Origin of the sequence: Pseudomonas sp. Z4-7 (assembly GCF_051131965.1) — a bacterium.
Lineage (GTDB): Bacteria > Pseudomonadota > Gammaproteobacteria > Pseudomonadales > Pseudomonadaceae > Aquipseudomonas.
This window is the reverse complement of the sequence record NZ_CP071642.1, coordinates 2,222,623-2,242,897: the sequence shown is the minus strand read 5'-3', so window position 1 is coordinate 2,242,897 and position 20,275 is coordinate 2,222,623. Positions and strand designations below refer to the sequence as shown.

General features: G+C 62.8%; 19 protein-coding genes. 8 read left to right on the top strand and 11 right to left on the bottom strand.

Annotation, left to right across the window (positions count from 1 at the left end; all coding sequences use genetic code 11):
• Nucleotides 1–64: 64 nt before the first annotated feature.
• A complete protein-coding gene (locus J3P91_RS10150; protein WP_434568981.1) occupies nt 65–400 on the bottom strand; it encodes a hypothetical protein in 336 nt (111 codons plus the stop codon).
• A 248-nt stretch (nt 401–648) separates the two neighbouring features.
• On the opposite strand from J3P91_RS10150, the gene J3P91_RS10145 reads away from it, so the two are divergent.
• Complete coding sequence (locus tag J3P91_RS10145) at nt 649–1,305, top strand: polysaccharide lyase family 7 protein (RefSeq protein ID WP_434603791.1); 657 nt, start codon at nt 649–651, stop codon at nt 1,303–1,305.
• Nucleotides 1,306–1,327: 22 nt separating this feature from the next.
• Here the strand turns inward: J3P91_RS10145 and J3P91_RS10140 are convergent, their stop codons facing one another.
• From J3P91_RS10140 to J3P91_RS10130, 3 genes are all read right to left on the bottom strand, one after another.
• Nucleotides 1,328–2,560 carry a nucleoside permease gene (locus J3P91_RS10140; protein WP_434603788.1) on the bottom strand — a complete coding sequence of 411 codons (1,233 nt, stop codon included), beginning with the start codon at nt 2,558–2,560 and terminating at the stop codon, nt 1,328–1,330.
• Nucleotides 2,561–2,792: 232 nt separating this feature from the next.
• Nucleotides 2,793–3,815 (bottom strand): sugar phosphate isomerase/epimerase family protein, encoded by a 1,023-nt coding sequence (locus tag J3P91_RS10135; RefSeq protein WP_434605057.1) that lies wholly within the window; start codon nt 3,813–3,815, stop codon nt 2,793–2,795.
• 59 nt (nt 3,816–3,874) lie between these two features.
• Nucleotides 3,875–5,050, bottom strand: a complete 1,176-nt coding sequence (locus tag J3P91_RS10130; RefSeq protein WP_434603785.1) for a Gfo/Idh/MocA family protein — start codon at nt 5,048–5,050, stop codon at nt 3,875–3,877.
• A 176-nt stretch (nt 5,051–5,226) separates the two neighbouring features.
• Between J3P91_RS10130 and J3P91_RS10125 the strand changes: the two genes are divergently transcribed.
• The 4 genes from J3P91_RS10125 to J3P91_RS10110 all read left to right on the top strand — a co-directional run bounded on the left by J3P91_RS10125 (nt 5,227) and on the right by J3P91_RS10110 (nt 9,785).
• The gene (locus J3P91_RS10125) at nt 5,227–6,237 is read left to right on the top strand and encodes a LacI family DNA-binding transcriptional regulator (RefSeq protein WP_434603782.1); all 1,011 of its coding nucleotides are present in this window, start codon (nt 5,227–5,229) and stop codon (nt 6,235–6,237) included.
• A 92-nt stretch (nt 6,238–6,329) separates the two neighbouring features.
• Entirely contained in the window at nt 6,330–7,280 is a 951-nt protein-coding gene (locus J3P91_RS10120; RefSeq protein ID WP_434568986.1) for a TAXI family TRAP transporter solute-binding subunit, read from the top strand.
• A 79-nt stretch (nt 7,281–7,359) separates the two neighbouring features.
• Nucleotides 7,360–9,387 carry a TRAP transporter permease gene (locus tag J3P91_RS10115; RefSeq protein ID WP_434603779.1) on the top strand — a complete coding sequence of 676 codons (2,028 nt, stop codon included), beginning with the start codon at nt 7,360–7,362 and terminating at the stop codon, nt 9,385–9,387.
• A complete protein-coding gene (locus tag J3P91_RS10110; protein ID WP_434605054.1) occupies nt 9,384–9,785 on the top strand; it encodes a DUF1850 domain-containing protein in 402 nt (133 codons plus the stop codon). The genes J3P91_RS10115 and J3P91_RS10110 overlap by 4 nt, the downstream gene beginning before the upstream one ends.
• Here J3P91_RS10110 and J3P91_RS10105 read toward each other — a convergent pair.
• Nucleotides 9,772–10,389, bottom strand: a complete 618-nt coding sequence (locus J3P91_RS10105; protein WP_434603777.1) for a TetR/AcrR family transcriptional regulator — start codon at nt 10,387–10,389, stop codon at nt 9,772–9,774. The two genes, J3P91_RS10110 and J3P91_RS10105, sit on opposite strands and share 14 nt — an antisense overlap.
• Nucleotides 10,390–10,550: 161 nt before the next feature.
• On the opposite strand from J3P91_RS10105, the gene J3P91_RS10100 reads away from it, so the two are divergent.
• Nucleotides 10,551–10,991 carry a hotdog fold domain-containing protein gene (locus J3P91_RS10100; protein ID WP_434568990.1) on the top strand — a complete coding sequence of 147 codons (441 nt, stop codon included), beginning with the start codon at nt 10,551–10,553 and terminating at the stop codon, nt 10,989–10,991.
• A gap of 87 nt (nt 10,992–11,078) precedes the next feature.
• On the opposite strand, the gene J3P91_RS10095 is transcribed toward J3P91_RS10100, so the two are convergent.
• The gene (locus tag J3P91_RS10095) at nt 11,079–12,167 is read right to left on the bottom strand and encodes an SMP-30/gluconolactonase/LRE family protein (protein ID WP_434603774.1); all 1,089 of its coding nucleotides are present in this window, start codon (nt 12,165–12,167) and stop codon (nt 11,079–11,081) included.
• Nucleotides 12,168–12,257: 90 nt separating this feature from the next.
• The gene (locus J3P91_RS10090; RefSeq protein WP_434603771.1) at nt 12,258–13,388 is read right to left on the bottom strand and encodes a sensor histidine kinase; all 1,131 of its coding nucleotides are present in this window, start codon (nt 13,386–13,388) and stop codon (nt 12,258–12,260) included.
• A gap of 330 nt (nt 13,389–13,718) precedes the next feature.
• On the opposite strand from J3P91_RS10090, the gene J3P91_RS10085 reads away from it, so the two are divergent.
• Together J3P91_RS10085 and J3P91_RS10080 are read left to right on the top strand one after the other, a co-directional pair.
• A complete protein-coding gene (locus J3P91_RS10085) occupies nt 13,719–14,681 on the top strand; it encodes an EamA family transporter (RefSeq protein ID WP_434568993.1) in 963 nt (320 codons plus the stop codon).
• A gap of 263 nt (nt 14,682–14,944) precedes the next feature.
• Complete coding sequence (locus J3P91_RS10080; protein WP_434568994.1) at nt 14,945–15,814, top strand: CAP domain-containing protein; 870 nt, start codon at nt 14,945–14,947, stop codon at nt 15,812–15,814.
• A 45-nt stretch (nt 15,815–15,859) separates the two neighbouring features.
• Here the strand turns inward: J3P91_RS10080 and J3P91_RS10075 are convergent, their stop codons facing one another.
• The 4 genes from J3P91_RS10075 to ggt all read right to left on the bottom strand — a co-directional run bounded on the left by J3P91_RS10075 (nt 15,860) and on the right by ggt (nt 20,155).
• Nucleotides 15,860–16,492 carry a Vgb family protein gene (locus J3P91_RS10075; protein WP_434603768.1) on the bottom strand — a complete coding sequence of 211 codons (633 nt, stop codon included), beginning with the start codon at nt 16,490–16,492 and terminating at the stop codon, nt 15,860–15,862.
• A gap of 34 nt (nt 16,493–16,526) precedes the next feature.
• On the bottom strand, nt 16,527–17,747 hold the full coding sequence (locus J3P91_RS10070; protein ID WP_434603765.1) for a helix-turn-helix domain-containing protein: 1,221 nt from the start codon (nt 17,745–17,747) through the stop codon (nt 16,527–16,529).
• Between the two features lie 128 nt (nt 17,748–17,875).
• Nucleotides 17,876–18,409 carry a cysteine hydrolase family protein gene (locus J3P91_RS10065; protein WP_434603762.1) on the bottom strand — a complete coding sequence of 178 codons (534 nt, stop codon included), beginning with the start codon at nt 18,407–18,409 and terminating at the stop codon, nt 17,876–17,878.
• A gap of 18 nt (nt 18,410–18,427) precedes the next feature.
• Nucleotides 18,428–20,155: a gamma-glutamyltransferase gene (ggt, locus tag J3P91_RS10060; RefSeq protein WP_434603760.1), complete on the bottom strand. Its 1,728-nt coding sequence runs from the start codon at nt 20,153–20,155 to the stop codon at nt 18,428–18,430.
• Nucleotides 20,156–20,275: the final 120 nt, after the last annotated feature.

Sequence of the window (20,275 nt, the reverse complement as noted above, 5' to 3'; positions counted from 1 at the left end):
ATGAACCAGCTTTTGTGGCGAGGGAGCTTGCTCCCTCGCCACGGGCGGACTTACCTGGTCGGACTTACTGAACGTTCTTCAGCTTGACCACATCACCGGACACCGAAGTGGTGTAGCCGGTCAGGACCCAGGCCCAGAACCAGTTTTCCTGGACTTGGGTGTTGATCATGGCGTCGCCGCCCTTGGCCTTGATCGCGGCGGTCTGGGCGCGCACGAAACGGTTGTTCTGGCGGATCGGGATCACGCCGAACAGCAGCAGGCCGGTGGCCTTGGCTTCACTGTGGCCAACCACGGTGTATTGGCTGCTGTCGTATTGCTGGGTTTTCATCGGGGTGCCGGTGCAACCCGCCAGGACCAGGCCGAACAGTGCGCAGGCGACAACTTTGCTGAATTGTTTCATTTGATGCTCCATGGGAAAACGCCCGGGATCCGTCTCTCGGGCGGCGCGTACTCTAACCGATCAGCAACAAAAAGACACAACGTCATCTCTCCCCAATTACGGGCCCGAGAGGCTCATCGCAGAGCCATCCGTCAGTTGGGCCTCCAGCGAAACAGACTCCCGTCGATAGCATGAAAACTACGCCACGGAAGGCAATTCATTGTCTTGACGACCGCCAGATACGGCCGGTCCCGTTGGAGGATTTCATCATGATTGACGTGACTGTCTGGAGCGTTACCCTGCCGGTGCAAACACCCGCGCAGGTCGTGGCGACCAAAGCCATGCCGAGTTTGAACAACAAGTATTTCGACAATAACGGCCAGAGGATCATCTTCTGGGCGCCTGTCACCGGCTCCCATACCGGTAACAGCGACTACCCGCGTTCCGAACTGCGGGAAACCAGCAAAGACGGGAAACATCGCAACTGGCGCTACAACAGCGGCACCAACACTCTCAAGGGGGAATTGTCGGTGAACCAGGTGCCTTCGGAAGGCCGTGTGGTGGTGGCGCAGATTCACGCCAAGGAGGCGCCGACGCCGTTGTTGAAACTGGTTTACCGCTACGAAAAAGGCGTCGGCAATATCGACGTGGAATACCGCTTCAAGCCCAAGGACAAAAAAAGCCCGGTGATCATGACCGTGCCTAAGGTGCCGTTGAACAAATCGTTTTCGTACACGCTGCAAATGGACAAGCAAGGCCAACTGTCGGTAATGATCGGCAACAATGGCACCCAGGTGAAACTGGACAAGTCCTGGCAAGGCTACGATTTCTACTTCAAGGCCGGCGTCTACACCTTGGATAACAAGGGCAGCACCAGTGAAGGCGGAAAAGTGACCTACACCAAACTGAGCGCCAGCCACAAGTGACTGGCGTTCTTTCCACGCTCGCTCAAGCCTTGGACGGCGCCACGACCGCTTGCCGGCCGCTGAAGGTCAGCAGGAAGCAGACGAATACCACCACGGCAAAACCGGCCGGGAACAGCCAGATGCTTTTCCAGTCGTGGCCGCCTTCCACCACAAAGTGATCGGTCACCTGCCCCGCCACCCAGAACCCGATCAACATGCCCACTCCGTACGTCGCCAGGGTGATCAGCCCCTGGGCCGAGCTGCGCAGGTGCGCGGGCGCCTTGGCGTCCGTGTAGATCTGCCCCGAGACAAAAAAGAAGTCGTAGCAGATGCCGTGCAGCGCAATGCCGGTGAACAGCATGAACGCCAGCCCGCCGTTGTCGCCGTAGGCGAACAGCACATAGCGCAACGCCCACGCCAGCATGCCCACCAACAGCGCCAGCTTGATACCGAAGCGCTGGATGAACAGCGGCAACAGCAGCATGAACAGCACTTCGGACACCTGCCCGATAGCCATTTTCGCCGTCGGGTTGGTCATGCCGATTTCCGCCAGGAACGGGTTGGCGTTCTGGTAGTAGAACGCCAACGGGATGCAGATCAGGATCGAGGCGATGAAAAACACCAGGTAGCTGCGGTCCTTGAGCAGGCCTAACGCATCGAGCCCCAGCGACTGCTTGACGGCGCCAGCGCTCGCCTGCGCCTTGAGCGGCGCGGTGCCCGGCAGCGTGAAGCTGTAGAGCCCAAGGAGCAGCGAGGCGATGGCCGCCATGAGGAACGTATTGCGCAGGCCGCCCGCCGAGATCGCCTCGCGTGAGTCCCAGGCAAAGACAAAACTGATCACCACGCCGGCGACGATCCAGCCGACCGTACCCCAGACGCGGATACGCGAGAACTCCAGCGCCGGATCACGCATCTGCCGGAATGCCACGGAATTGACCAGGGCCAGGGTCGGCATGTAGATCACCATGTAGGCCAGCACGTACGGATAGAACGCGTTGAAATCCACCGCCGAGTACAGCTGATACAACAACACCGCGCCCACCAGGTGCAGCACCGCCAGGATGCGCTCGGCGTTGAAGTAGCGGTCGGCAATCAGCCCGATGACGAACGGCGCGATGATCGCGCCCCAGGATTGGGTGGCGAAGGCCATGCCGATCTGCCCGCCGCTGGCGCTCAGCGTAGTGGACAGGAACGTGCCAAGGGTGACGAACCAGCCGCCCCAGATAAAGAACTGCAGGAACATCATCACGCTCAGGCGTGCATTCATCGTGGTCATGGTAGTCACCGTTTATTGTTGTTCTTGTTGAAACAAAGCCGTGCCCTGCTTTTATGGCCCTGCCCTTGTGGCTCTGCTCTTGTGGATTGCCCTTGTGGACTGCCCTTGTGGCGAGGGAGCTTGCTCCCGCTCGGCTGCGCAGCAGTCGTAAAACCAGGCGACGCGGTCCGGCTGGAACAATGTTAAGGGGCGGCTTCGCCACCCAGCGGGAGCAAGCTCACTCGCCACGGGGTCATTGCTCCGGGGGCAACCCCAGCAACCGTCGATTGGACGCTTCATCCGCCGTGACACCGGCGAAGTCGTCGAACGCCTTGCGTGTCCGATTGATCATGTGCCGCTGGATGAACGCCGCGCCTTCGGCCGCGCCCTGCTGCGAATCCTTCAGGCAGCATTCCCATTCCAGCACCGCCCAGCCGTCGAAGCCGTACTGGGTCAGCTTGCTGAAGATCGCCTTGAAATCGATCTGCCCATCGCCCAGGGAACGGAACCGGCCGGGGCGATCAACCCAACCCTGGTAGCCGCCATAGACACCGGAGCGGGCATCGGGGCGAAATTCGGCGTCCTTGACGTGGAACATGCGGATGCGGTCGTGGTAGCGATCGATGAAGCCCAGGTAGTCCATCTGTTGCAGCAACAGGTGGCTGGGGTCGTAGAGAATCGCCGCCCGTGGATGGTAATCGACGGCTTCCAGGAAGCGCTCGAACGAGGCGCCGTCGTGGAGGTCTTCGCCGGGGTGGATCTCGTAGCACAGGTCGACGCCGGCCGCGTTGAAACAGTCGAGGATCGGCAACCAGCGCCGGGCCAGTTCGGCGAACCCTTGCTCGACCAGGCCGGACGGACGTTGCGGCCACGGGTACATATAAGGCCACAGCAACGCACCGGAAAACGTCGCGTGGGCCTTGAGGCCCAGGCGCTGGCTGGCACGGGCGGCGAGTTTCAGTTGCTCGATGGCCCACTCGGTGCGCGCCTCAGGCTGGCCGCGCAGGTGGGCCGGGGCGAAGTCGTCGAACAGCGCGTCGAATGCCGGGTGCACCGCCACCAACTGCCCTTGCAGGTGCGTCGACAACTCGCTGATCTCGACGCCGGCCGATGCGCAGACGGCCTTGAGCTCATCGCAATAATCCTGGCTCTCGGCGGCCCGGGCCAGGTCGATGTAACGCGTGCCGAGGGTCGGCAGTTGAATCGCCTTGTAGCCCTGCGACGCGGCCCATCGAGCAATGTCGGCCAGGGTGTCGAACGGCGCTTCATCGGACATGAACTGCGCCAGGAAAATCGCTGGCCCGCGCAGGCCGCTCGGTGTTACGTCGGGGGTGCTCACAACTGCGATTCTCCGGTTTTCAGCGTGGTCCATTTCGCCTCGCCACGGTGATTGATGATGGCGGCCTCGATGAACGCCATGCCGCGCAAGCCGATTTCGATGCCGGGTACGCCAGGCACATCGGGGCCTTCGACGCGTTCGCGAATGGCCCGGGCGAAATCGCCGTAGAGGTTGGCCATCGCTTCCAGATAACCCTCGGGATGCCCGGCGGGCAGACGCATGCGGCGCGTCGCGGCCTCGCACAACCACGGCTGGCCAACTCCGCTACGCAGGATGCGCAGGGGTTGATCGAAGGCGCGATGGATCAGGCTCGATGGTTCTTCCTGGCGCCACTCCAGGGCGCCTTTGTCGCCGTAGACGCGGATTTTCAGCGGGTTCTCTTCGCCGGTGCAGACCTGGCTGGCCAACAACACGCCGCTGGCGCCGCGTTGCATCTGGAACAACATCGCTACGTCGTCATCCAGTTGCCGACCGGCGACATGCGTGCCCAGCGTGGCGCAAAGCTGTTGGATCGGTAGGTCGGCGACGAACTCCGCCAGGGAAAAGGCATGGGTACCAATGTCACCAATACAGCCGCCCAACCCTGACTGTGCCGGATCGTCGCGCCACTCGGCCTGTTTGTTGCCTTGCGCGGCGACATCCTGGCTGAGCCAGCCCTGAGGGTATTCGACGAACACTTTGCGCACCTGGCCGATCACGCCCGAACGCACCATCTCCCGGGCTTGCCAGACCATCGGGTAGCCAAGATAGGTGTGGGCCAGGCCGTAGAGACAGCGGCTGCCCTGCAGCACGTCCCTGAGCGCGAGCAATTCCTTGAGGTTCAGTGCCGCGGGCTTCTCGCTGAACACATGGAAACCCGCCGCCAGCGCCTGGCGGGCAATGGGCGCGTGGAGATGATTGGGGGTGACAATCACCAGCAGTTCCATGCGCTGGTCCAGCGGCAGCAGCGCCTCGGCGTCGAGCATTTGCTGCCAGTCGTGATAACAGCGGGACGCGGCCAGCCCCAGGGCTTCTCCGGTCTGCCGGTTATTCTGCGGGTCGCGGCTGAACGCGCCGCACACCAACTCGAAACCACCGTCCAGGCCCGCGGCCTGACGATGGGCCTGGCCGATGAACGCGCCCTCCCCACCGCCGACGAAGCCCATTCTTATTTTTGGTGCTACAGGTTTCATCGCGATTCTCTTTTGTCCGGACTGATGATGTAACCGGTTACATCATGAGCGGAAATCTAGGCCTGGTTTAGCTTCGTGTCAAACCCTGGAAGATGCCGATGAGCATTTGTCAGGCTTCGAACCTGCGGTAAGCTCGCGGCCATGCCTGCGTCTCCAGGCGCCGAATCGAGGTGATCTTGTCGAATATCCGTGAAGTGGCCCGGCTGGCCGGTGTTTCCGTGGCCACGGTGTCGAGGACGCTGAAGTCGCCTGAACGCGTGCTGCCGGAAACCCGCGACAAGGTCAACGCCGCGGTGGCACAGGCCGGTTATCGACCGAACCTGATGGCGGTGCAGTTCCGTTCCCGCCGTACCGGCAACCTGGTGATCCTGGTGCCGGCGATCGCCAATACCTTTTTCGCCCGGGTCATCAGCGGTGCCCAACAGGCGGCGCAAGCGGCCGGCTATCGACTGCTGCTGTGCGATACCCAGGGCCGCGAAGCCATCGAGCAGGAATTCGCCGCGCTGGTCTACGCCCACCAGGCCGACGGGGTGATTCAATTGCGCGCCAGCGACCCCTTTGTTTCATTGCCGCCCGGCGCCGACGCGTTGCCGCTGGTCAATGCCTGCGAAGTGGTCAAGGACGCGCCCTACCCGACCATCAGCCTGGACAACCGCAGCGCCGCCCGCGCCATGACCGAGCACCTTATCGGCCTCGGCCACCGACGCATCGGCATCATCAAGGGCCCTCGCAGCAGCCCGTTGACCCTCGATCGCGTGGCCGGCTACCAGGACGCCTTGCAAGACGCCGGCATCGCCATCGTCCCGGAACTGATCTGCCACGGCGACTTCACCCTCAAGGCCGGCTTCGACGGCGCCAGCGCCATGCTCGCCCAGGCCGAGCGTCCCAGCGCGCTGTTCTGCGAGAACGACGAAATGGCCATCGGCGCGCTCAAGCGCATCAAGCAGATGGGCCTGCGGGTGCCTGAGGATATTTCCCTGGTGGGTTTTGACGACATCCCGTTCGCCGCCTATTGCGATCCGCCGCTGACCACCATTTCCCAGCCGGCTGAAACCTTTGGTCACAAAGCCGTAGAAATGCTCATCGCCCTGATCGAGAAAAGACCCATCGCCCAGCGGCACGTGCTCCTGCCGTTCGAGCTGACCGTACGCGGCAGCAGCGCAGCGCCAGGCTCCAGCATGGCCTGATCAGGCACATCGGAGTTGTCGACTCGCCATCAGGCCCGTTTCGACTACAGTGGAAAGACTCTGCAAAAGCCATAACAAGACGGAGAGTCGCCATGCCAATCAGCAAACGCTTCATTTCCCTGGCCGCCGCCGCAGCCGTGATGGTCACGACCACGGCCTATGCTGCGCCAGCGTACATCAACATTCTGACCGGAGGCACCAGCGGGGTGTATTACCCGATTGGCGTCGGGCTCTCGCAGATCTACAGCAGTGGCATCAAGGATTCCAAGACGTCGGTCCAGGCCACCAAGGCTTCGGTGGAAAACCTGAACCTGCTGCAAGCCGGACGCGGGGAGTTGGCGTTCGCCTTGGGCGACTCGGTGGCGGACGCCAAGAATGGGGTGGAAGACGCCGGCTTCAAGGCGCCCTTGACCAAGCTGCGGGCCATCGCTGGCGCCTACCCCAACTACATACAAATCGTCGCCAGCCAGGAATCGGGCATCAAGACCCTAGCCGATCTCAAGGGCAAGACCGTTTCGGTCGGCGCAGCGAAATCCGGCACCGAGCTCAACGCCCGGGCAATCTTCAAGGCCGCGGGCCTGACCTACAGCGATATGAAGGTGCAATACCTGCCATTCGCCGAGTCGGTGGATCTGATCAAGAACCGCCAGTTGGATGCCACGCTGCAATCTTCCGGCCTGGGCATGGCCGCGATTCGTGACCTGGCGTCGACCATGCCATTGAACTACGTATCGATTCCCACCGATGTCGTGGCAAAAATCGGTAACCCGGCCTATTTGAGCGCGCAAATCCCGGCCAACACGTACGACGGACAAACTGACGCCGTGCCCACCGTAGCCATCACCAATATCCTGGTGACCCGCGAGGATGTGCCGGACGAAGTGGCTTATCAGATGACCAAGCTGCTCTTCGACAACCTCAATCGCCTGGGCACGTCCCATTCGGCGGCGAAAGACATTTCCCTGAAAAACGCCGCGAAGAACCTGCCGATAGCCCTGCACCCTGGCGCCGAACGCTACTACAAGGAAGTGGGCGCGCTGTAGACCCCTGGGGCGGCAACGGCGTAAACCGCCGTTGCCGTGTCGTGTTTCGCACCGGCTACAGACAACAGGCAGGCACCTTATGAGTGAAGACCAGCACGGCATCGCCACGGACCCACGGGACTGGCCGAGGACGCTGTTCTATGTAGCGTTGCTGTTTTCCATATTCCAGATCGTCACCGCAGCCTTCTCCCCGGTATCCAGCATCGTGCTGCGGGCGGTGCATGTGGGCTTTTTGCTGTGGGTGGTGTTCTTGAGTTACCCGGCCCATGGCAATCAACGGCCCTGGCAACCCCTGGCCTGGGCGTTGGGGCTGGCGGGGATGGCGACCGCGCTCTATCAGTGGGTATTCGAGGCCGACCTGATTCAGCGCTCCGGCGACCTGACGAGCGCCGACATGGTCATCGGCATCGTCCTGATCGTGCTGGTATTCGAGGCGGCGCGGCGGGTGATGGGCATCGCCTTGCCGATCATCTGCGGCCTGTTCCTCGCCTATGGCCTGTTCGGCGAACACCTGCCGGGCGACCTGGCGCATCGCGGCTACGGCGTGGACCAGATCATCAACCAATTGGCGTTTGGCACCGAAGGGTTGTACGGCACGCCGACCTACGTATCGGCCACTTATATCTTCCTCTTCATCCTGTTCGGCGCTTTCCTGGAAAAGGCCGGCATGATCAAGCTGTTCACCGATTTCTCCATGGGCCTGTTCGGTCACAAGCTGGGCGGTCCGGCGAAGGTGTCGGTGGTGTCATCGGCGCTGATGGGCACCATCACCGGCTCGGGCATCGCCAATGTGGTAACGACCGGCCAGTTCACTATTCCGCTGATGAAACGTTTTGGCTACAAGGCCGCGTTCGCCGGCGGCGTGGAAGCGACATCGAGCATGGGCAGCCAGATCATGCCGCCGGTCATGGGTGCGGTGGCGTTCATCATGGCCGAGACCATCAACGTGCCGTTCGTGGAAATCGCCAAGGCGGCCTTGATACCCGCCTGCCTGTATTTCGGCTCGGTGTTCTGGATGGTGCACCTGGAGGCCAAGCGTTCGAACCTCAGAGGTTTACCCAAGGATCAGTGCCCGAGTGCCTGGGGCGCGGTCAAGGAAAACTGGTATCTGCTGATTCCACTGGCAGTGCTGGTCTATCTGCTGTTTTCCGGGCGCACGCCGCTGTTCTCCGGCATGGTCGGTCTGGCCCTGACGGCCATCGTGATCCTCGGCTCGGCAATCATCCTCAAAGTATCGAACTACGCCTTGCGCTGCGCATTCTGGATAGCACTGGGGATTCTCTGCGTCGGCTTCTTCCGGCTCGGCATCGGTATCGTGTTCGCGGTGATCGGCGTGCTGGTGGTGGCTTGCTGGTTCATGCAAGGCACGCGGGAAACCCTGGTCATCTGCCTGCATGCATTGGTGGATGGTGCCCGGCACGCCGTTCCGGTGGGGATCGCCTGCGCCTTGGTCGGCACCATCATCGCCGTGGTTTCGCTGACGGGCGTGGCGTCCACTTTCGCCGGTTACATCCTGGCCATCGGCAAGGACAACCTGCTGCTGTCGCTGATCCTGACCATGCTTACCTGCCTGGTGTTGGGCATGGGCATCCCGACCATCCCCAACTACATCATCACCAGCTCGATCGCCGCGCCAGCCCTGTTGGAACTGGGCGTGCCGCTGATCGTGTCGCACATGTTCGTGTTCTATTTCGGCATCCTCGCCGACCTGACCCCTCCGGTGGCCCTGGCCTGTTTCGCCGCCGCGCCCATCGCCAGGGAGAGTGGCCTGAAGATCAGCTTCTGGGCCGTGCGCATCGCCCTCGCCGGCTTCGTCATTCCGTTCATGACGGTCTACAACCCGGCGCTGATGCTCCAGGGCGACGATCTCTGGATGACGGCGTACATGCTGATCAAGACCTTGCTCGCGGTCGGCCTGTGGGGCATGGCGTCTACCGGTTTCCTGCAACAGAAGATGCCGGTCTGGGAACGGCTGATGTGTTTTGCCGCCGGGGCATTGTTGGTGGTGGCGCTGCCGCTGACCGATGAAATCGGCTTTGTCCTGGGGGCGCTGTTGATCGGGCAGCATCTGTGGCGCGCACGTCGCAGCGGGCAGGCCTTGGCGTGATCGGCTTGTGCCTGGGCTTGTCCGGAGTGGTCTGGGCGCAGCTTGAACTCAGCGAGTTCACCTTGGCGTGGGATCACACCATCGAGAAGATCCGTTGGGAGGAAGACTACCGTGTCACCGAAACGGGCCTGGCCCTGGGCGAAGCCAGGATCAAGGGCAACGGTGCCGGCATGGAGATTCCGGAAAATGCCCGGCTGGAAAACGGCAGTTGGCACTACTATCGACAACTGCCGCCGCTGCAACCCTTGAAGCTGGGCCGCACGCCCCAGGCCGGCGATTACCAACTGTGTCATGCCGGCCATTGCCAGCCCATGGCGGATTGGCTGGGACCGCCCACCTTGGAACACCCCTCGGTAGAACTGTGGAGCTGCGAACGGCGCTCGATTAATCAGCGCTGATCGACCGCCACGCCGCCTGCGCCAGTAATTCCCGATGGACCTTCGGGCTGGTCGGCACGCGCCCCGCCAGCCAGGCACGGCAATAACTTTCCGACGCGCCGATGATCAGCGAGAACATCAGCTCGGCCGGGTACCGCTTGAGCGCCTCGCCCTGCGCCGCCGCGCTCAGCCACTGCCAGAGCTGGCCGTTGCGCGTGCTGTTGCGGCTGGCGAGTTCGTCCTTGAACGGTCCCTTGGTCACGGCAAAACGCGCGTGATACTGGAAACGCGCCCATTCCGGCTGGCTGTCGACCCAATCGACATAGCTGAAGATCAACGCTTGCACGCCCTGTTCGGCCGTCGTCGCCTCGGCCAGGTATTGCTCGCGCAAGTGCGCCTGGTCGTCCAGCGCGGTGAAGAACAGCGCCGCCACCAGGCCTTCCTTGTTGCCGAAGTGGTGGTAGATCGCGCCGACGCTGGTCTGGCATTCGGTGCGGATCATTTCAATGGTGGTCGCCTCGATGCCCTGTTCGTTGAACAGCGCCAGAGCCTTTCTGAAGATATCGCGCTTGAGCTCGGCCCTTCTGCCGGGAAAGGCACGTTCAAGTAATTCCGTTGTTTGCATGCTGGGCTTAAACCGGTTCGTTGAAGGATCAGGCAGACGACTGCCCATGACGAAGTGAGCGCAGCTTGACAGATTCGCCAACAACAGAATACCGTTCCGTCACAGAATAATATTCTGTAACGGAAAATTGTTCCGTAAATCCCTTGTCAGTGAGGCTTCACATGAATCAGGTTCTCGGTATGTTCAACAGCGCAGGTCCCGATGCGTTCAGCAAAATGGCCTGTCAGATGGCACCTTACTTCTCCACTATCAATCCGCTGGTCACGGAGCTGCGCCAGGGCGCGGCGACTGTGCAGGTACCGTTTCGCAAGGAAATCACCAATCACCTGGGCACCGTGCATGCCATTGCCATGTGCAACGCCGCCGAGCTGGCCGCCGGGATGATGACCAACGTCTCGATTCCCGACGGCGCCCGGTGGATCCCCAAAGGCATGACCGTGGAATACCTGGCCAAGGCCAAGAGCGACGTGACGGCGGTGGCGAACGGCGATGAGGTTGATTGGCAGACCGAGGGCGACAAGATCGTGCCGGTGGATATTCATGACGTGGATGGCAAGAAGGTGTTCACGGCGCGGATCACCATGAATGTGAAGTTGGCTTGAGGGTTGGGAAGCTTGCTTTGCGATTGCTGCGCAATCGAGCGGGAGCAAGCTCCCTCGCCACGGTTATTCTTATTCGCGAGGCCTGGATCAGGCAAACGTCGCCCCGCGGGTGTTCACGAACAATGAGTACAACGAGTGGCTGCCGGCCATGAACAGCCGGTTGCCCTCCCTGCCGCCGAAACAGATGTTGGGGCAACGTTCCGGCAGGGAGATATGCCCGATGGCCTTGCCCTCGGGGTTGAACACCCGCACACCGTCGAGTTTTTCCAGGTCGGCCTTGGGGTCGCCGTTGCCGCCCCAGCCGCACCAGAGGTTGCCGCTCTCATCGCACTTGATGCCGTCGATGGCGGCGTAATCCAGGCCTTCGATATGCTTGCGGCGCTCGCCCAAGGTGCCGTCATCCTTGACCGTGATTGCCCAGACCAGGCGGTTGGGCTTGGCCCGGCCTTCGACCACATAGAGAGTTTTTTCATCCGGGGAAAAGCACAAGCCGTTCGGCCCCGCCAGGTCGTCGATGACCCGGCTGAGCTTGCCGGTTTCACCGTCGATGCGGTACACCGCGTGCGGCTGCTCGGGGGTGACTTTGTGCCCCTCGTAGTTGTTGCCGGTCTGGAACGGCGGGTCGGTGAACCAGATCGAGCCATCCCGTTTGCAGACGATGTCGTTGGGCGAGTTCAATGGTTTGCCGTCGAAACGATCGGCCAGCACAGTGATCGTGCCGTTGTGTTCGGTGCGGGTGATACGCCGCCCTTCGGTCGACGTGGTCGAGCCTTCACAGACCAGCAACCGCCCCTGGCGATCACGGCACATGCCGTTGGAGAAGTTCGAATTCTCCCGATACACCGACAGCCCACCGGTGACTTCGTCCCAACGCACGATGCGGTTGTTGGGGATGTCACTGACCAGCAGATACCGACCGTCGCCGATCCACACCGGCCCTTCGGCCCAGCGCAGGCCGCTGGCGAGTTTTTCCACGCTGGCGTTGAAGATGCGCAGGTCCATGAAGCTGGGGTCGAGGATGTTGACCAGAGGGTCCGGATAACGCTGGCTCAGCGGTTCGGCCTGGGTCAGGCCGGGCAGGTTGCCAAGGGTCGCGGCCGCGGCCGAGACCACCAGGGATTTCTTGAGGAAGGTCCGGCGCGCCTGATCGGCGGTTGCAAGTTGCGAAGCATCCATAGTACGTCTCCGTTAATTATTATTGGACGGGGACGTTTGTTTTACCCTCTGATAGGACATCGTACAAGTTATTATCCTCGCCCGGCCCTGTCACTCGGGATGGAGTGGGATCCGAACGGTGAACGTGGTGCCTCCGCGCGCCTTCGAGTGGACTTCGATGGTCCCCTGGTGAGCCGCGACGATCGCCGAGGCGATGTAGAGGCCCAGTCCCAGGCCGGCCGTCGGGCCGTATTGCAAGTCGCCGCTGCGCAGTTGCCGGATCAAGGGATTGAAGATGCTGGCGATGGCGTCCTTCGCGATAGGCTTGCCCTGGTTGTTGATCGCGATGACGGCTTCATTCCCTTCGCGGCTCAACGATACCGTGATCGGCGCGCCCTCCGCGCCATGTTGCACGGCATTGCCGATCAGGTTGGAAAACACCTGTTCCATCCGCGCCGGATCGAACAGCCCTTCAAGCGGACCGTGCGGCTCGAAGAGGATGCTGCTTTCCGGATGATAGGCCCGCGCCTCTTCCACCATGCCTTCGCACGCCGCGACCAGGTCGCCGTTGAAACGCTGTACCGGTATGCCTGCGCCCAGCTGGGTACGGGTGAAGTCCAGCAGGTCGCCGACAATCTTGTTCGCCCGTTTGACGCTGGTGTAGATGCGCGAGGAAATCTTGGTGGCCTTGGCAGGCAGATCGCCGGCGCGCAGGAGCACTTCGGAACTCAGCAGGATTGCCCCCAGCGGGCTGCGCAGATCATGTCCCAGGATCCCGAGGAAGATATTGCGCGCTGCATCGACCGCGCCGGAATAACTGACCACCGATTCCGCCAGGGCCTGGTCGACGGCTTCATTGAAGCGGATCACATCCGACATCGCCTGCGCCTGGTCCAGCTGGGCATGGGGCATCCACAACACCAGCACGCTGGTGCGCAACGCACGGTACTCCGAGACCATCTGTTCCACGGTAAAACCGGAAGACTGGCGAATGACAGCGTGGGTTTCCGCCGCGGTCTCGGCCTCCGCCGCCGGGGCTTCGCCCTGGGATTTGGCGATCTGCTCCTCCGGGGTCTGAGAGGTGCGCAGATCAATGGCGATGGTGCGCAGCATCTGCTCGGCATGGTCGCGTAGCGCTACCGCATCCATGCCGATGGAAGCCGGGGTGATGGTCCTGGCGAAGTCTTCCCACGCCTGGAGGATCGGTTCGATGTTGTCGACAATGAAATCAGCCAGGCGCATGGGTTGCTCCGCGGGAAACTCAGGGGGATCGGTGCCGGAAACAACACAGCGGTCAGATGTTGTACAGCAAATCGCTGGGGGATGTACGCCAGTCTCTGGATTGGTTGAGCTGGTGGAGCTGGCGGCTGCTTTGCAGCCGAGCGGGAGCAGGCTCCCTCGCCACGGGTGAGCTGTGAACATCTGGGGAGAACGGGTTGACGGGCGGGAGCCGGCGCTTGTCTCTCTCTGCTGGATCCGGTACAAATCCTCCTTGTTGTACGACAACCTATAACTAAAAAATAAACCACCGAAGCCTCGCTGCTGCGGTGGTACACCTTTGAGATTGCTGCCATGACCCGCCCCACCGTTGCCGCCGATGTTCCTATTCCTTTTTCCCGCCCTGTCGCTGTGCTCATCCTGCTTTGCATGGGCTGCGCTTTTGCCGGTAACCACGTCGCCGCGCGGGCGGCGTTCGATGACGGTGCCGGCGTGCTGCTGGCGATCCTGCTGCGCTCGGGCGGGACGTTGCTGGTGCTGGCGGCGATGGTCTTGTGGCAACGCCAGAGCCTGCGCCTGCCCGCCGGGGCCTGGCGCTGGCAGTTGGTGTTGGGCCTGTTGATCGGCGCCCAGAGCCTGTGCCTGTATTCGGCCGTGGCGCGGGTGCCGGTGGCGCTGGCGCTGTTGGTGGGTAACGTGTTCCCGATCCTGCTGGCGCTGCTGACCTGGGCCCTCGGCGGGCCGCGCCCCACTGCGCGTACGGCGATGTTGATGGGGATGATCCTGGTCGGCCTGGTGTTCGTACTGGAAGTGCCGGCGCGGTTATCGTCGCAGGCGGACGTCGGCCCGCAATGGCTGTTGGGGGTTGGCCTGGCATTCTGCGCCGCGTGCGTGTTCGCTTGCGCGTTGTGGATCACCGATCACAAGCTGTCCCAGGTGCGCGGCTCGGTGCGCAGCCTGCTGACGATTTTCATTGTGTTCAGCAGCGTCAACCTCGCGGGCCTGACCGGCGCCCTGCCCGGCGGCCTCGACCTGCCCGCCAGCAACACCGGCTGGCTCGCGCTCGCCACCCTGGTGGTGCTTTACGGCACCGGGTTCATCGTGTTGTTCATGTGCGTGCCACGCCTGGACATGCCACGCAATGCCCCGGTGATGAACATCGAACCGCTGGCGACCCTGCTGATTGGCTGGCTGGTGCTGGACCAGATGCTCAACCCGGGCCAGGTGCTCGGCGGCGCGATCGTGGTGACGGGTATTGTGTTGCTGACCTGGCGCAAGGCTGAGCGGGTCAAGGCGCCAGTGGCTGCACGCAATTGAACTGACTGAACGCTCTTTTGTGGCGAGGGAGCTTGCTCCCGCTCGGCTGCGACGCAGTCGCGAATTTCTTGGGCCTGCTTCGCAGGCCAGCGGGAGCAAGCTCCCTCGCCACAAAAGCAATGTGCGGTCAGGCGTTTATGTCTGGGTGCGCCGGAAACTAGTTTCAAAAGCCACAGTCCTACCCCAGCCCTGAACGAAGCGTTTCGGGCTGATTGGCGCCGTCTCCCGGCGCTCAGGCAATTCCCTTCCAGAGCTGTCCATCCATGCGCCACCTCGTTCGCTCTCGCCGTTTCGCTGCGCTGTGCCTCACGATCCTGTTTCCGTTGTTCCCCAGCCCGGCTCACGCCCGAGGCGAAGGACAACTGGTGAGCGCCATCAACGACTACCGCAGCCAGCCCCACCGCTGTGAATGGCAAACAGTGCGTGCTGCCCAACCTTTGGTGTTGCGCTCCAGCCTAGCCTTGCCCATCGGCTTCAGCGGTGGCTTGCGCGAAACCCTGAGCAGATCCGGCTATCAGGCCCGGTCAGTGCGCAGCATCCGCCTGACCGATGCGCGGGACGCTGAAGAAGCGTTCGAGAGGCTGGCGGACGAGCATTGCGCAGCGCTGCTGGACGGCCAGTACGCCGACATTGGCGTCAATCGGGTCGGGGATGAATGGCGCGTGGTGCTCGCTCAACCCATGGGCGGAACGCGGATCAGCGACACGCGCGACATCGGCGCGCCGGACAAAACGCTGCTCGCCCAGGTCAATGCCGCCAGGGCCAAGCCCCGCATGTGCGGGCGCCAGCGCTTTGCGGCGGCTCGGCCGCTGAGCTGGAACGCCGCGCTGGGAAGCGCTGCCCAGGGCCACAGTCGGTCAATGGCCCGGGGCAACTATTTTGCCCATCGCGACCCGGACGGTCGCTCCACATCCGAGCGGGCCAGAAGCGCCGGTTTTCGCGGACGCAAACTCGGCGAGAACATTGCCGCCGGACAACGTTCGCCAAGCCAGGCCATGCACGACTGGCTCGCCAGCCCCGGGCATTGCGCCAACCTGATGAACCCGATGTTCACCCAGGTCGGTGCGGCGTCGGCCAGTGACTCGCGCAGCGATGCCGGAGTGTATTGGACAATGGTGCTTGGCGCCCCGTGATGTAACGGACGGGTATCCACGGAGGTTTATGCGAGCCTGGCGTCCTCACGCCGGCCGACGCACCGCCCTCACCTTCCCGCTGCCACCGCCGCCACAGAAGAACCGTTCGGCCCCATCGGATTCCAGCCCCGACACACCGGTCCCGGGCGGCATCGTCACGCTTTCCAGCACTTGTGCTGTCTGCGGATCAATACGCCGCAGGTCGCTCTCGTCGTTTTCCCAGGTCCCGTGCCAAAGCTCTCCGTCGACCCAGGTCACGCCCGTGACGAAGCGATTGGATTTAATGGTGCGCAGGACTTTTCCGTCGGCCGGGTCGATCTGGAGGATTTTGCGCGCCTTGTACTGGCCGACCCAGAGCGATCCTTCGGCCCACGCCAACCCTGAATCATCACCGCTGTTGGGCGCCGGAATCGTCGCCAGTACCTCGCCGGTGCGTGGATCGATCTTGCGGATGCTGTCGCCAGCAATCTGGAACAGGTGCTCACCGTCGAACGCCGTGCCAGCGTTCGCCGGCACGTCGAGCGAGTGCACGGTCTGGCCACTGGCGGGATCAAGTGCGTGGAGCTTTTCGCCTGAGGCGAACCAGACGCGCTCGCCGTCATGGCTTACGCCGTGGACACACTCGACGCCGGGAAAAGGGCCGTACTCACGCAGGATCTGTGCTTCTGAACGTTTCATTTCACTCGCCTCATCAGTGGGGTGTGATTGCATCCTAACCAGCCACTGGCAACGCAGTGAGTAACAATGCCGTCGCGAATCCAGGCATCGTTGGCGCCATCCAGCGCCGGGCCCTGGCACGACCGAACGCTTGCGCCTTGCCGCAGGCGGCGAGGGTTTCCAAGGCCCGCTGCACGCTGCGCTGGCTGTTGCCCAAGGCAAGCGCCAGGGCCGAACTGGACCAGGTTTCGCCATCGGCAAGCAGCGCCAGCACCGGGCCGTGAGGTTCTTCGATGACGCGCGCCAGCACCACGACCTCGTCGGCCTGACTGGGAATCAGGATAAAACCGCGCCGGGTTGCCTTCACCTCGGCCAATGACCGCAGCGCCACCCGCAACCGCCCCATCTCGACCCGCAGCCGGGCGCGGTGGGACTCATCCGTCAGTTTCAAGCCGAAGGCCTCGGCCATGAGCGCTTCCCTCGATGCATCGCCCGGCCAGGCTTGGGCCAGCCCGCGGGCCAGGGCGAACAACACCGGGCGCCGGGCGAGGGAAACCTGGCTGCCAGCGCTACTGACGCCATACCGGCATGCATCTACTACCAGCGCCGCACCGGCCAGCAGCACCTGTACCTCTTCAAGAATCAGCAAGCGCTCTTCGTTCCGGCCGATCAGACGCGCCGCCGGTGAGCTCAGCATGCGCCAGGCGCTTTCGATTTCGGCGTTCAGCGCGCTGATGCCCGTTTGCCGTGCGGCCTGCCCGGCCCTTTCCAGAGCGGCGTGGGCGGTTTGCGCTTGCAGGCGCCGCATGGCGATCCCCGCCGCCACCAGTTCACAAGCGGCTCGAGACGCCACAGGCAAGCTGGAAAGATTCAGATCAGCAAGCTTGCCCTCGGCCTCGCCAAGGTGACCGAGCAACAGCAGGCGGCGGATTTCGATCGCATGAGCGTGACCGACGTTCGCCCGGTCACCGCAGGCTTCGAGTACCGTCCGCGCGGCGTCGAGGCGCTTCATGGGCCACGCCAGGTCACGGGAAGCCAAGGCGATTTCGCCCTCCGCCACGATACACCGTGCCCGCGCCACGGCCGCCTTGGACCCGAACGCCGTACTTGCCCGGCGCATCAGGCTCCTGGCTTTGTCCAGATCCCCCAGCTGCGCCATGGCGATGCCGCGCAGCGCGAGGGCCGGGGCATCGGTGCGCAAGGCGATGCGATTGAGCGCCGCTACTGGATCGCCTGCCGCCAATGCTCGCGCTGCTATGCTGATCGCGTAATCCATAAAACGACGGCCCTTGTGGCGAGGGAGCTTGCTCCCGCTGGCCTGCGAAGCGGGCCTGAAAATCTTGCGGTCGCTGCGCACTGGAGTGCCAGCCCGGCCTGCTCCTCAGGCCAGGCAGTGAGTATCGGCTACAGGCGAATCCCGGCGGCCCGTACCACATCAATGCGCGACACCGCGCTGCTCAGCCGCCCCAGTCGCTGGTTGTGATCGGCAATGATCTGCTCGGCCGACAGGCTGCCATTGTCCACCGTCGAATGCGCATCGGCGGCCAACACCACTTCGTACCCCAGGGCATGGGCCTGGCGCACGGTGGCATTGATGCAGTGATCGGTCTGCAGCCCGCAGATCACCACGCGGTCAATACTTCTGGCCTGCAACAGCGCCAGCAGGTCGGTCTGGTAGAACGCGTCCGCCGTGGTCTTGCGCACCCGCAAGTCATCCGCGGCGGTGAGCAGGCCATCGGCCAATTGCCAGGCGGCACTGCCATAAGCCAACGAGCCCTCAAGTTCTTCGTGCTGGACCAGGATCACCGGCAAGCCGACAGCCCGAGCCCTGGCACTGAGGACGTTGATGGTACCGAGCAGGCGTGGGCTGTCGAAGCATTCCTCTTCGCCCGTGCACAGCCCGGCCTGGACGTCGATAATCAGCAATGCGCTGCTCATGCTTGCCTCTCCGAGCGCTCAGTAGCCCAACGATAACCCGGTGTTGCGGCGCGGATCGTTGGCACCGTAGAAACGATTCTTGCCCACGGGCTTGCCACCCAGTGACGGCGCGCCCACCAGGATCGCGGCGATGTGGTTGGGGTCCTGCGGGCCGGCGAATTTGTGGCCCCAGCTTTCCAGCAGCTTGAGCGTATCGGGGCTGGCGGCGAAGGTTTCCAGGTTGGTCTCCTCCGGCATCCACTGCTGGTGGAAGCGCGGTGCGTCGACCGCTTCCTGCAGGTTCATGCCGTAGTCGATCACATTGAGGATGGTCAGCAGGGTCGCGGTAATGATGCGGCTGCCGCCCGGCGTGCCGACGACCATCACGGTCTTGCCGTCCTTGGTGACGATGGTCGGGCTCATGGACGACAGCGGCGCCTTGCCCGGTGCGATGGCGTTGGCCTCGCCCTGTACCAGGCCGTACATGTTGGGCACGCCGACCTTGGCGGTGAAATCGTCCATTTCATCGTTGAGGATCACCCCGGTCTTGCTCGCCATCACGCCGGCGCCGAACCAGTCGTTGAGGGTGTAGGTGACAGAGACGGCGTTGCCCCATTGGTCGACGATCGAATAGTGGGTGGTGTTGCTGCCCTCGTGAGGCGCCACGCCGGGTTTGATTTTGTGCGAATCGCCGGCCTTTTGCGGCTCGATCGCGGCGCGCAGTTTTGCCGCATAGTTCTTGTCCAGCAGATGGTCGATGGGGTTCTGCACAAAGTCCGGGTCGCCCAGGTAGCTGTTGCGATCGACATAGGCGTGACGCATGGCTTCGATCTGGTAGTGCATGCCCTGGGCCGAATGGAAGCCCAGGTCTTTCATCGGATACCCGTCGAGGATATTCATGATCTGGCACAGCACCACACCACCGGAACTGGGCGGTGGTGCGGAAATGATGTGATAACCGCGGTAGTCGCATTCCACCGGGGCCAGCTCGCGGGTCTTGTATTTGTCCAGGTCGGCCTGGGTGATGATGCCCTTGTTGGCCTGGCTGGAAGTCACCAGGGCGTCGGCCACCCAGCCTTTGTAGAAGCCATCGGCGCCTTTGGCGGAAATTTCCCGCAGGGTCCTGGCGAGGTCTTTCTGCACCAGTTTCTGGCCGGCCTGCATCGGCTCGCCGTTGTGCAGGAAGATCGCGCCGGAATCGCGCATGTCCTTTTTGAACACGTCCGTGGCGGTTTCCAGCAGGTCGACATCACCTTGCTCAAGGACAAAACCCTCCTCGGCGAACCTGATCGCCGGGGCGATCAGTTCCTCCCGGGGCTTGCTGCCGTATTTCTTCAGCGCCAGCTCCATGCCGGACACGGTGCCGGGCACGCCTACCGCCAGGTGGCCGCGGGTGCTGAGCTCGGGAATGACGTTGCCGTCCTTGTCCAGGTACATGTCGGCGGTGGCGGCCAATGGCGCTTTTTCGCGGAAATCCAGGAATGTCTTGCGGCCATCCGCCATCTGCAGCGTCATGAAGCCGCCACCGCCAAGGTTGCCCGCCGCCGGGTAGACCACCGCCAGGGCGTAGCCCACCGCGACTGCCGCATCCACCGCGTTGCCACCGTTCTTGAGCACGTCGACGCCGACGTGGGTCGCCAGGTGCTGGGCGGTGACGACCATGCCGTTCTCGGCGGCAACCGGGGCCTGGGACGCAGCGTGGGCAGTCAGGCAGCAAAGGGAGAGCGAAGTGGCGATGAGGGTCCGGGCCAGGGATTCGAACTTCATGAGTCGGTCTCTTCTTGTTTTAGGGTCGGGATCGCTTCAAAAGCACACACGAGTATGGCTCGGTTTAAACAATATGCCTGTTTACTGTAGGCTCGTGTGCTTGATCATCCTCGCACAAGG